This window comes from Streptomyces sp. 8P21H-1, assembly GCF_013302945.1.
Window position 1 is genome coordinate 1 of record NZ_JABTYA010000235.1, and the last position, 11,939, is coordinate 11,939.

Genomic DNA, 11,939 nt, shown 5'->3' on the forward strand with positions numbered 1-11,939 from the left:
CGGCCGACTACAAAGAGCGCCACGCGGTGGAATGCGGTACCAACCGCCTCAAGCGCCACCGCGCGGTCGCCACGAGATACGACAAGCTCGCCGTCCGCTACGAGGCAACCGTGCTGGTCGCAGCCATCAACGAGTGGCTGTGACCAGCACTTTCGAAACACGCCCTAAAGGCTGTCCCGTAACTCCAAAACCTGTTTGCCGGTGTCCGGTTCGAGTGACTTCGCCGGGATCCCGTTGAGGTCAAGAGTCTGGATTAAATCAGACAAAAGGATCCGCCCGTGATGGCCCGCCAGCCTCTGCTGCGAGTTGCGGGACAGCCTTTAGCACGGCCGGTCCGCCGTCACCGCCACGTCCTGGAGACACCTCGACACACCTGCGACATGCACGCCTCGGTCGATCGGCACCGTCGGCGTGTATGTCACCTGTCGTGAAGGTTCGAGGCGACGGTCAGGAACACGAGGAAGTTGGGTATGGATCCGACCGGAGCGTGTGCCCAGGCTCTTGGCTGTCCGTGCTGCCGGACCAACAGGGAGCCCTCACGGACATCGATCGCCGCGACAGCCGACCAAGGAAGCCTCCCCTTGCGTCTGGTGGCGATGCCGGTGGTGTCCAGCTCGAAGGGACCGTAGGCCGCCCGTCGTCCCTGTTGAACCGACTCCCAGACCCGCTGGGTCTGAGCGCGAGCGATGGCTTGGGCGATCAGGGGCGCCCAGGTCCCGTGGTCGGCAAATGCGTGGGTGATCTGAATCTTCGTCCCACCTGGCGCCACCAGGGTCGAGGTATGGGCGCTCTGGAGCGTCGTCTTCACGTCCTTGTACGCGGCCACTTGGTTGAGTGTCTCCTGGTAGTGCACCGCCTGATCCCAGCGGACGGCGAACAGCCGCCTGGCACCCATGTCCACGACCATGCCTTCCTCGAAGAGGTACAGACGTCGACCACCCAGCTTCTTGCGGGCGTTGGGGCTCCGGAACAGGGCACCGACGGCCAGTGCCGTGATCAACAGGGGGTACAGCGCGAATGCCCAGGACACGAAGACCCACAGCAGGATGCCTCCGCTCGCCAGGCAGGCTACGCCGGCCAGGGACCCGGCGACGAACAGTCGGCGGTGTCCCTCCTGCACCTTCACCTCCCTCTTCGGAAGGAAGGTGCGTTCAAGTCGGCCCAGACGGTTACGGGAAGCCAGTTCGGCGACTTCAAGGGGGAGGGAAACCGGCGTGCTCATGCAGGGCCTCGGTTTCGTGTAGGAGCGACCTGGTCGAGGCGCTCAGCTGACGGTGTGGTCGATGAGTCGGGCGAGCAGTCGAGCGCGAGGAATCATCCGTGCGATGTCGACGTACTCGGTGTCCGCATGCGCGCCGGCGCCTACGGCACCGAGGCCGTCCAGCGTCGGACAGCCGACCGCCGCCGTGTAGTTGCCGTCCGAGGCGCCCCCGACGGCCACTCCGCACAGCGGCTCCTGTCCCAGTTCCGCGGCGAGCCGGGCGGCGAGCGCGAACAGCTCCGCGGAGGAGACCGGCTCCATGGGCGGCCGTTGCCTGCCGCCCCGCACCGTGAGCCGGGCCTCGGGCGTCCGGGCGGTGAGTCCCCGCATGAGCTCGTCGATCAGATCCTGCGCCGCCGCGGTGGGCGCGCGCACGTCCACCGACAACCGTGCCAGCGCGGGCACCGTGTTGCGCGCGCTGCCGGCCGACAGCAGGGTGGGCGTGACGGTGGCGGAGCCCAGAACGGGGTGGGTCAGTCCCGCGGTGTCTGCCGAGGCTCCGAGGCGGGCGACAGCCAGCACCTGGTACGCGGCCTCGACCGCGGCGTTGACCCCCTTGTGCGGTTCCTGACCTGCGTGCGCGGCCCGGCCGCGCACCACCACCTCGTACCGCGAAGTGCCCTTGCGGGCCGTCTTGAGCGCACCCTCCCGATCCGCGGACGCCTCCAGCACGAAGGCCGCCCGGCACCTGCGCGCGGCCTCCTCGATCAGTTGCCGGGAGGCCGTGGAACCGACCTCCTCGTCCCCGGTGACCAGCACGCACACCCCGTCCAGGGAGGGCAAAGAGGCCAGCGCGTGGAACATCTGCACCAGGCCCGCCTTCATGTCCAGGACTCCGGGGCCGCGAGCGATCCCGTCGGCCGACGACCAGGGGTGGCTTCGGAGCGAGCCGATGGGCCACACCGTGTCGTGGTGTCCCAGCAGCAGGACCCGCGGGGTGCCGAAGGCCCACCGCACATGGGACACACCGTCGATCACGATCGTCTCCGGCGCGGCGCCCAGCAGCCTGGTCCCGACGGCGCGCACCACCTCGGCGCTGCGTGCCACCGCCGCATGGTCGGCCGAGAAGGACTCGCAGAGAACGAGTTCCTCCAGATCGGCCAGCATCTTCGGCAACAACACTTTCCCCCCTCGGAGTTGCTGGGTCATGGCTCATAGGTCGCGGATCGTGGGTCGTGGGTCCGGATCGCAGATGTGACGCGGCCGTTGTCTGCGCGGACCCTGCCGTCTCAACGACGTTAAAAGGACGACAGACATTCCACCAGCGACTGGATCGCATGGCACCCATGCGCTGCCAGAATGGGGGGTGGAAAGGTGACGGAGTCAGGGAGAGGCTTCGGAAGGGAGTGAGGTGTTCGAGACCGACGCGCTGCGGCTGCTCGTGGCAGTGGCTGAGACCGGTTCGTTCACGAGAGCCGCGGCCCAGCTCAACTACACGCAGTCCGCGGTGTCCCGGCGCATCGCCGCACTGGAACAGCAGGCGGGCGGGCCGCTGTTGGAGCGGCTCCCCCGAGGCGTACGGCTCAATCCCGCCGGCCGCGCGCTGCACCGGCACGCCGTGGAGGTACTCGACCGGTTGTCGCGGGCGGAACGGGAACTGCGGGTGTTGCACGCCGGGTACGGCGGGCTGCTGCACATGGGCGCGTTCGCCACCGCCAACATCTCACTGGTGCCCACCGCCCTGCGGACACTCGGAGACGCCAGGCCGGATGTCGAGGTCGTCGCGGTCGAGGGCTGGACTGACACGTTGATGGAACGCCTGACGGCCGGGACACTGGATCTGGCTGTCGTCAGCGACTATCCGTCCGGTCTGCCATCGGCCGACGGTGTCACAACGGCGGTGCTGTGCGAGGACGAACTGTTCGTAGCACTTCCCCGCGGACACCGCCTCGCCGGAGCCGACGCCGTCGACCTGAGTGAGCTGCATGACGAAGCATGGCTCCACAGCGCGTACGGCGACCGTCCCACGATGCTCGCCGACGCCTGCGCACGGGCGGGTTTCACTCCCAGGAAGATCATCCGGATCGCGGAATGGACCGCGAAGTTCGGGTACGCGGCCGCCGGGCTGGGAGTGGCCCTGGTCCCCTCGCTCGCCGCCCGGGCGGTGCCCGACGAACTCGTTCTGCGCCGCCTCACCGACCCGCATCTGCGCCGGACCGTCCACGTGGCTCTGCCCGCCGACCCGCTACCAGCGGCACTGACGCTGCGAGACCTACTGCACGACGGAGCCCGCTGAACTGTTTCCGGACTCTTAGGGCCTGCCGGAGAACAACGTGTAGACGGCCAGCACACTGAACTGCGACGTTGAGCCTAGAAACCCATCAGACCACACACCCACGACCGTGGCCTCGCCGCTGTCCTGGACCATGATGTTGGACGGCTTGAGGGCCCAGTTAGTGAGGCCCGCCTCGTGCGCGGCGTCCAGGGCGTCAGCGACACACGACGCCATGTACAGGGGCAGCGGGCCGGCCTCCAGGAAGGCGCTGAGGGACGTACCCGGGAGTAGCTGCATCACCAGGTACGCGTACGGCCGTCCGGGGTGCATCGCGGAGCCGAAATCGTGCACGGTGACGATGCGGGGACGGGACAGGCCTCCGGCGACCGCGGCCTCACGGGCGAAGCGGGCCACCTGCCGGTCGTGGTCCATGCTGCCGTCACCGGTGAGGACCTTGACCGCCACCAGCCGGTCGCCCTTCGGGTCGTGTGCCTACCAGACCTGCCCGAACCCGCCCGCACCGACCGGCTTGATCAGCCGGTAGCGGCCGTCCAGCACGGTCCCTGCCTGCACGACTCCCCCTTCGGTGCGCAATGTGACGCACGGTGTACCAGACGTGTATCCGTAACGCTGCGGCGGGACAACCACCGGTGACAGGTGGAGCTGATCCACCCGTTGTCCCAGAGGGCGTTTAGCACGCTGTCGAGCCAGCTCCGGTGGCTCTTGACCAGCTTGTGCGCGGTCTGTTCTCTACACGACAGGACAGGGGTTCAGTGGCGACACCGCGCTGAGCAGGCCGATGCAGGTGACGCCGCCCTGCACCGGGGTGAAAAGCGCGTCCTGGTTCTGGGTGGACTTCGTGCTGTGTCCCTCGCTGGAGTAGTAGCCGTAGGGCCGTACGACCCCGTCGAAAAGGCCCTGGGCTGTCTGTGGGTTGGGGAGGTCGGCGCCGCCGCAGTGGTTGAGTGATCCGGTGAAGGGGATGGCGAGACCGCTGCCGCCTGCAGTACCGCCATGGGTGTGGGAGGCCGCGCCGGCGCCCGCGCGGCCGTGGTTGCCGCAGCCGTTGCCCAGGGCGGGGGAAAGCAGGTCACCCACGCCTCCGGCCGCGGCCACGGAGACCGCCGACACCTGGACGGTGGCCAGCACGCAGAGACAGACAGCGGCACGCGTCAGCAGGGAACCCTTCACTTCCTGCTCAACGGCTGCCCGCCTTCCTGGTTACGTGCTGTGGTGGAACCTGAGCAATACGTTTAGGCACCTTTCACTTCAGGTTCTCAGGTCGTGGTCCGCAGTCCAGCCGCCCCCGGCTCCCTGGCCGCGCGCTCCTGCCGCGCCCGGCGCAGAGCGGCTGTCTCGGTCGCCGCGGCCTGGCGGCGCTGGACACGGGCGGTCTGGATCGCGGTCGGCTCGTTGTCCGGCGGCTGGGGGAATGCCCCCTGGCTGAGCTCACGCATCGCGCGGGTCTGCCGGTCGACGGCCTTCGCGATGCCCGAATCGAAACGACTGGGGGATGTGGCGGACTGATGTGCGGCGAGGGCCTGGTGACAGCCCGCAGACGCCCTCTCCCAGGTCTTCACCGGCGCCTCGGGCGCGGCCGTACCCTCCGGGGCGGGCTGCGCCGCATGGGGGTGCCTCTATGTCTTTCGTCAAGCGAGGCGTGGGGTTCGGGGTTCGTAGAAGGTGCCGTCGCGGAGCATCGCGAACAGCACGCTGATGCGGTGGCGGGCCAGGCGGAGAAGTGCCTGGGTGTGGGTCTTTCCGCGGGCCCGGCATCGGTCGTAGTAGGTGCGGGAGGCGGGATCGTGCAGGGCGGCGAACGCGGACAGGAACATCGCGCGTTTGAGCTGCCGGTTGCCGCCTCTGGGCGCGTGCTCGCCGTGGATCGAGGTGCCCGACGACTTCGCCGTCGGGGCGAGGCCGGCATAGGAGGCCATGTGGGCGGCCGTGGGGAAGCTGGTGCCGTCGCCGACGGTGACCAGCAAGGTGGCGGCGGTCCTGACCGCGACCCCCGGAATCGAGGTCAGGACCGGCGAAAGAGGGTGAGCCTCCAGCAGCTGCCCGATCTGCGCTTCCAGTGCCCTGCGCTGTTCGTGGACGGTCGCGAGCGAGCGGGCCAGGGACGGGATCACGAGGTCGAGGGTGCCGGTCCCGGGAACGACGACGGTCTGCTCGTCGAGCGCGTCGAAGACCTCGTCGATCAGCCGGGCAGCCATGCGCGGAGCCTTGGGCCGGATCACCTCAACGGGCCCGCGACGTCCGGCCTTTCGCATGCTGGCCGGGGATCCGTAGCGTTCCAGCAGCCAGGTCACCGCGGGGTGGTCCAGACGCGGCCCGAGGACGCGTTCCAGGCTGGGGTGGAACTGGGTGAGCAGGCCGCGTATCCGGTTGGAGGTGCGGGTGGCCTCGGCAGCAAGGTCCTGGTCGAAGCCCACCAGAACAGTCAGCTCGGCGATGATCTCGTCGGTCAGCTCCAGCGAGCGCAGGGTGTGCGGCATGGTGCGGGCTACGTCCGCGATCACCGCGGCGTCCTTCGCGTCGCCCGGGTAGAGATCGGCGATCCGTGTACGACCGGAGCGACGAATACGTGAACTGTGCGGACCGGCTGCGCAGTCACGGGGATCCCGCGTGTCCGGACAGGGCAGCCACCCCGTCACCAGCCCCCACGTGCGCCCTGCTCGACCGGACGCGAGGAAGTTCTGCCGTATCTGGCGGACGACCTGGGCAGCCCGCTGGATCTCGGCGCGTTCGGCTTCGGTGAGCGTCTCGACGTCCTCGGTGACGCGCTGGATCAGGCGGCGGATGCGGGTGATCTCCGCGTCCGAGGGCATGGCCTCGGCTCGCGCCCAGTCGTCCGCCTGGGCCGACCTCAGCTTCTCCCGCTGCCGCAGGAGGTCGTCGAGGTAGGTGCGCAGGTCGGGGAGGTAGGAGACATCGGTGGAGAAGTGGCCGCAGCCCACGCAGCGGAATCGGCGCCGTGTGCGGCAGCGTCCCTTCGGAGACCAGGCGGTACATCACCTGGCGCAGCGTGACGCCGCCCTCGTAGTCCTCCACGATCTGACGGGCCCGGTCGACGGCGTCCAGCCAGCGGATCCGTTTCCGCGCCATAGAGGTACTTGTACCCCTCGCACCGCCGCGCCGGCCCCCGGACTTGAGGCTGACCGTGGTTGCGCCGCGCACCCGGAGTCCGTGTGTACTCCCGGATGCGCGGCCATTCAGGCGCCCCGGGTGAGAGCCGCGGCCTCGAGACGGTCCAGCCGTTCGTAGAGCGCGCGGACCAGGCGGGCGCGGTTTTGAACGCAGGGCACGGTGCCCTCGATCGCCGCGGACAGCCGTCCTTCCGCCTCGGTGAGGACGACGTCGGTGAGCGCCTTGGGCCCGCTGTCCGTGAGCAGCCGGGTGGCGCGGCGGCGGACGTCGGCGGCGACGGCGCGGGCATGGCCGATGAGCTGGAGGGCGATCTGCTCCAGGTCGCAGGTGGTGAGCGCGTCCTCGCCGCTCCAGGCGAGGACGGCCGTGACGAGGCTCTCGTACGGTGCGCGGTCCAGCGGGAGCCCGGCTTCGATCAGGCCGCCGGGGTCGTGCAGGACCGTGTGGGTGCTGGTGTGCATGGCGGGCCTCGCTGCCAAGAGCGTCGTGTGCGGGTGGCCGGCGGTCACCGCGGGGGGCCCGGGACGCCGTCGGCTCCGTCGTGCTGGTCCTCGCCTTGCTGACCGAGGAACCGGGCGAAGCCGCGGTCCGCGCGGGCCAGCAGGGCCGGGGAGGGGACGCCGTAGGCGGGCGGCCGGAAGCCGCGACCCTCCGGGTCCGGAGCGGTGCTGTCGGTGCGTGCGCGCACGGTGCCCCGCCTCTCCGGCTGGTGGTCGGTCGGTGCCGTTGACGCTACGCACCTGTGGTCCGCGCTTTCAACGAAGTCGCGGGTAATTGCGGAGGTTCACTCCGGGGCGTCGATCGCGGTCCCGATGAGAGCGCGGGCGGCGTCGCCGTAGGCGGCCGTCTGAGCGAGGTCGGCGAACCCCTTGGCGTAGTCGGCGAGTTCGCGCGGCTGCGTCACCTTGATCTCCGCCGTCAGCGTCCCCACCACGACCATGGTGTCGTCGTGGAGGTAGAACGCTTCCAGCGGCCACACGGTGCGCTGCGCGGTGAACGGGATGATCCCCAGCGCGACCGAGGCGAGCGGCATCACGGCCAGGAGGTGGCGCAGTTGCCCGCGCATCGCCCCGGGGCCGGCGGTGCGGTAGCGCAGGACGGACTCCTCCAGGAGGACGACGTAGCGGTGGCCGCCCTCGCAGAGGAACCGGGAGCGGACGATGCGGGCGGCGACGGCTTCGGCGACGTCGTTGGGGGTGCCCTGGAAAGCGGTGATCTGCTCCATCAGGGCGGTCGCGAACGCCGGCGTCCGGAAGAAGCCCGGCGGCACGTTGGAGACGTGGACCCGGCAGACGCGGGTGCGCTCGTGCAGGGTGTTCCAGTCCTGCTGGACCTTGCTCATGCCGGTGCGGTGCAGGCGGCGCCACTCCAGGTACATGGAGTCGACGGCGCGGGCGGTGGCGATGAGGTCCTCGGTCTGGTCGTCGGCGCCGCACGCCGCGCACCAGGTGCGGATGTCGGTGTCGGAGGGCGGGGCGTCGCCCTTTTGGATGCGGGTGGTCTTCGCAGGGTGCCGGCCTCACCGGGCGGAGAGTTCCCTCCCGGTGAGGCCGGCGTCCTTGCGCAGGTGCGTGAGGCGCACGGTGAGCGCCTTACGGGCCGCTTGCGCGCTGGACGACGGGGGGCGGGCACAGGTCTGCTCAAAGGGCCTGGAGGGTGTACTTCTCGTGCGGGACGCCGCGTTCCCACACCGCTTCGAACGCAGTAGCGCACAGCGCGACGGCGGCCGGGGCGGTGGTGCGTTCCTTGCCGTCGGTCGCCCAGTCGCCGGTGCCGGTGAGGTGGTGGAATTGCACGAGCCGTTCGTCCAGGAGCCAGAAGTCGTTGCCGGGCAGCGCGATGTACGAGCACCGTCGTTCACGCCGCGGTTCCCGATCCAGGTCGAGGACGTGCAGCCGGTGCTCGGCGCCCTCGCCGGCCCACAGGCCCGAGATCTCGCGCCGGTCCTCGACCGTGACCGCGAGGGCCCCGCAGACGGGCTGATCAGTCGATGGGCTCGGCCACGACGAGCTGGAACCGCGCGAAGGACAGCTTCACGGTGTTGTGCCGAGCGGTGGCGGTTCCGAGTGACGTGCCGGTGAACGGGTCGGTCAGGCGGTACCGCGTGCGGCCCAGGCCGCGCAGCTCGACCGTCCCGTCCCACCGGTCGGCGTAGAAGGCATAGTGGAGGGTCCGCTTCTTGGCCACGACATGCGCCTCGGGCTTGTCGAACCCGATGTCGTACAGCTCACCGCGGTACTCGCCGGTGGGCAGCATGTTCTTGTCGTACAGCGACACCCACTTGCGCCAGAGGACCTCCTTCTCCGGGGTGAGGTCGGTCGCCTCGTCCGGGGCTCCGGTCCCCGGGAGGGTGAACTTGGTCGACAGGACGGCTCCGATCCCGTAGGAGGACGCGAAGTCGTCGCCGTCGTCGCTCAGTTCGACGTGGTCGCCGGCGTAGCTGCTGCCCGCGCCCATCAGCGCCTTCATCGACTTGCCCTTGCTCCGGACCTGGTAGGAGGACTCAGGGTCAGAGCTGGGGTACTGGTCGACGTGGGGCAGGTTGTGGAAGGCGAAAGCGGTGCCGCAGGGGCAGAGTTCGACGAGGGCGTCGGGGTTCGCCGCGTGCGCGGCTTCGTGGATCGCCCTCCAGAACCGGGCCACGCCCTCGGTGGATTCCTCGGGGCGGGCGTGCCGGTGCTTGGGGTTGTAGCAGGGCGCGACGCTGTTGAGGTGCTGGCCGTCGATCTTGAGCCCTTCGTAGCCCCAGTCGCCGATGAACCTCTTCGCCTGCTCGACGAAGTAGTCCACGGTCGGCTGGTAGGCCGGGCAGAGTGTGTAGGCGTCCCACCAGGTGACGTCCTGCTTGTTGCCGTCGCGGTCCAGCAACAGCATGTCGGAGCGGTCCCGGATCAGGTTGCTGCCGGGGTCCGCCGCGAGCGGGGCCCACCACAGGCGAGGTCGCAGGCCCGCGTCCCGTATCTCCTTGGTGAAGGCCCTCATGTCCGCTTCGCCGCGCGGGAACTTCGCCGTGTCGATGTCCCAGTCGCCTTCGTTGGTCTGCCAGCCGTCGTCGAGCACGGCCCAGCGCAGGCCGACCTCGTGCACCTTCGGCAGCGCTGCGGTGATCTGCCCGGTGGCGAAGTCGCGCTCGTAGCCCCAGGCACACCAGATGGGTTCGAAGGCTGAGGCGGGGACCTCGGGGGCGCGCCGGCCGATGTCGCTCATGTAGTCGCGGTACCGCTGGAGCGGCACAAAGTGGTCGCCCGGGAGGGCGGTCAGGAACGTGGTGCTGGTGCTGAGCCGACGGCCCGGCTTCAGAGTGCGGGCGGTGTCGTCCTGGATGGCGATGCTCGCTCCGGCGGCCGTTTTGCGGACCGGCATGCGCAGGATCGTCGCCACCGGCTCGACGTGTCCGACGGAAAGGCCCGCGCCCCGGCGCCAGACGGTCGCCAGCGGGGTGCCGCCGCCGTAGTCGGAGGAGTCCATCCCCAGCGAGTTCTCCTGGACGTAGCCGTCCTTCATCGGCATCACCCAGTCGCGGCGGTCCGTGTACGTGGTGCCGGAGAAGGTGTAGAAGCCGCCGGGGGTCTGCAGGAGTTCGTGAGCTCCGTTGCGCCACCCGGTGACCTTCAGCGCGGTGGAGGACCTGTTGGTGTAGGTCACCTTCATCACGATCATGCCGGACAGGCGCTCGAAGGAGGTCAGCTCCAGCGTCTTGTGTACGCCTTCCTCGGACGTGCCCTCGATCGTCACCCGGACGCCCGCACCGTGGCGGGTGTGCCGGGTGGCGCGGGTCCGGTGTCCGCGGTAGGCGAACGCCTCGATGGTCTTGTCGCCCACCAGCAGGGCTTCGCCGGCGTCGAAGCGGGTGAGGCCGACGCCCTTCAGCGCCACTCGGCTGCGCAGTCGGTCGTCGAACTCCAGGGTGATGGAGGTGTCACCGACCCCGACGAGGTCAGGATCCGGGTTCGGTGCGGCGGCCGCGGGCGAGGCGCCCGCGGTCACGGTGGGGAGGGCGGCCAGGCCGGCGCCCCCCAGCGCCACCTTCAGTACGCTTCGCCGGTTCATGTCCGTCATGTCGAACTCTCTTTCGGTCGTGCGTGCCCGCCTGGGGCAGCCGCCTCTGGTCCGTCGTTGTGGAGCGTCGGAGTCGAGCAGCGTGCTCGCGACGAAGCGACCGTCCGTAGGGCTGGTCGGCGCCTGGTCTGCTACCGGTTTCACAGGAGGTCGGGTGGATTCGGGGAAGGCGTGTCGTCCCCATGGGTGCCCCGGTGCGAGGTCGCCTCCGACGGCCGTGCGCGGCCACCCTCGGTGAGCTGCCGCAACGCTGCCTCGATCACCGGGAAGTGCCCGGGCGTGGCGAAAGAGAAGGGCACTCGGGGGCGACTTCCTCATCACCGTGTGGTCTGCGTCGAGAACGTAAATGGTATTCGAGTGGCATGTCAACGGGTGGGTCGTGTGCGCGAGGGTTCGCATCGTCGATCGGATTGGTATCTTTCTGGTATGAACGATACGAGAACGCCGATGCCCAGAGGCCTGTTCGGGGACGACGCCCTGCCGTTGTACGAGCGCACAGCCACGCAGTTGCTCGACGACCTGCGCGCCGCTGCGGCCCGCCCCGGCGACCGGCTGCCCTCCGAGCGGGCCCTGGTCGAGCGGTACGCCGTGTCACGTGTGACGCTGCGAGCAGCCCTCGCGCAGTTGCAGTCGCGGGGCATCGTGCGGCCGTCGTCGTCGCGCGGGTGGTTCGTCGCCGAACTCGGCCCGCTTCCCGAGGCGACCATGACGCCCGCCTCGGCGACCCCACAGGTCCAGGGGTTCGCCGATTACGCTCAGGCCAACGGCCTGACGACGGCCGGCAAGGTGCTCTCCGCCACCGTTCGCCCGGCCACGGTGCATGAGGCCGAGCAGCTGCGGATCGCTCCGGGCGCGGACCTCTTCGACCTCCACCGGCTGCGCTTCCTGGACGGTCTGCTGGTCGTGCTCGAACACAACCGGCTCCCCCTGGCGGTCTGCCCGGCCCTGACCGGAACCGACTTCACCACGGCCTCGCTCTACGCCACCCTGCGCGCCGCCGATCCGCCGCAGCTGCCCCGCGACGCCGACTATTCGGTCGAGGCCCGCCACCCGACGCCACGGGAGATCGAGCTGTTCGAGATCGCGGAGACCATGCCGATGCTGGTCGCGACCCAGCTGACGTCGAACCAGGAATCACGTCCGATCGAACTGACCGTCCAGGTCTACCGGGGGGACCGCTACCGGTTCCGGGCCTCCATCACCAACCAGGCTTAGAACTCCTAACGAAATGATCTTCGAGGTGGTTGGATCGCT

General features: G+C 69.5%; 11 protein-coding genes and 2 pseudogenes. 2 read left to right on the forward strand and 11 right to left on the reverse strand.

The features are described 5' to 3' along the window. Positions 1 to 418 precede the first annotated feature (418 nt). The gene (locus HO151_RS04515; protein ID WP_368039420.1) at positions 419 to 1,222 is read right to left on the reverse strand and encodes a DUF6585 family protein; all 804 of its coding nucleotides are present in this window, start codon (positions 1,220 to 1,222) and stop codon (positions 419 to 421) included. 42 nt (positions 1,223 to 1,264) lie between these two features. Further along, on the reverse strand, positions 1,265 to 2,368 hold the full coding sequence (locus HO151_RS04520; RefSeq protein ID WP_173894821.1) for a M20/M25/M40 family metallo-hydrolase: 1,104 nt from the start codon (positions 2,366 to 2,368) through the stop codon (positions 1,265 to 1,267). Positions 2,369 to 2,612: 244 nt separating this feature from the next. Here HO151_RS04520 and HO151_RS04525 point away from each other — a divergent pair, with 244 nt between their 5' ends. Continuing rightward, positions 2,613 to 3,497, forward strand: a complete 885-nt coding sequence (locus HO151_RS04525) for a LysR family transcriptional regulator (RefSeq protein WP_173894822.1) — start codon at positions 2,613 to 2,615, stop codon at positions 3,495 to 3,497. A 15-nt stretch (positions 3,498 to 3,512) separates the two neighbouring features. Here HO151_RS04525 and HO151_RS04530 read toward each other — a convergent pair whose 3' ends face one another. The 9 genes and pseudogenes from HO151_RS04530 to HO151_RS04570 all read right to left on the reverse strand — a co-directional run bounded on the left by HO151_RS04530 (position 3,513) and on the right by HO151_RS04570 (position 10,676). Beyond that, positions 3,513 to 3,941, reverse strand: a complete 429-nt coding sequence (locus tag HO151_RS04530; protein ID WP_254594717.1) for a hypothetical protein — start codon at positions 3,939 to 3,941, stop codon at positions 3,513 to 3,515. Between the two features lie 285 nt (positions 3,942 to 4,226). Next, positions 4,227 to 4,667: a hypothetical protein gene (locus tag HO151_RS04535; protein ID WP_173894823.1), complete on the reverse strand. Its 441-nt coding sequence runs from the start codon at positions 4,665 to 4,667 to the stop codon at positions 4,227 to 4,229. An 86-nt stretch (positions 4,668 to 4,753) separates the two neighbouring features. After that, entirely contained in the window at positions 4,754 to 4,933 is a 180-nt protein-coding gene (locus HO151_RS07695) for a hypothetical protein (RefSeq protein ID WP_217422858.1), read from the reverse strand. Between the two features lie 192 nt (positions 4,934 to 5,125). Further along, a pseudogene (locus HO151_RS04545) lies at positions 5,126 to 6,040 on the reverse strand (IS110 family transposase); the annotation flags it as partial. Positions 6,041 to 6,691: 651 nt separating this feature from the next. Further along, positions 6,692 to 7,087, reverse strand: a complete 396-nt coding sequence (locus HO151_RS04550) for a restriction endonuclease (RefSeq protein ID WP_173894825.1) — start codon at positions 7,085 to 7,087, stop codon at positions 6,692 to 6,694. Positions 7,088 to 7,131: 44 nt separating this feature from the next. Beyond that, positions 7,132 to 7,314, reverse strand: coding sequence for a hypothetical protein (locus HO151_RS04555; protein ID WP_173894826.1), 183 nt, complete (start codon positions 7,312 to 7,314; stop codon positions 7,132 to 7,134). A gap of 96 nt (positions 7,315 to 7,410) precedes the next feature. After that, positions 7,411 to 8,118: a DUF5753 domain-containing protein gene (locus HO151_RS04560; protein ID WP_368039421.1), complete on the reverse strand. Its 708-nt coding sequence runs from the start codon at positions 8,116 to 8,118 to the stop codon at positions 7,411 to 7,413. Between the two features lie 148 nt (positions 8,119 to 8,266). After that, positions 8,267 to 8,482 (reverse strand): annotated as a pseudogene (locus HO151_RS04565) (DUF6879 family protein); the annotation flags it as partial. Between the two features lie 127 nt (positions 8,483 to 8,609). Next, positions 8,610 to 10,676, reverse strand: coding sequence for a glycoside hydrolase family 36 protein (locus HO151_RS04570; protein ID WP_254594718.1), 2,067 nt, complete (start codon positions 10,674 to 10,676; stop codon positions 8,610 to 8,612). 456 nt (positions 10,677 to 11,132) lie between these two features. Between HO151_RS04570 and HO151_RS04575 the strand changes: the two genes are divergently transcribed. Further along, the gene (locus tag HO151_RS04575) at positions 11,133 to 11,900 is read left to right on the forward strand and encodes a GntR family transcriptional regulator (protein WP_173894828.1); all 768 of its coding nucleotides are present in this window, start codon (positions 11,133 to 11,135) and stop codon (positions 11,898 to 11,900) included. The last annotated feature ends 39 nt before the right edge of the window (positions 11,901 to 11,939 follow it).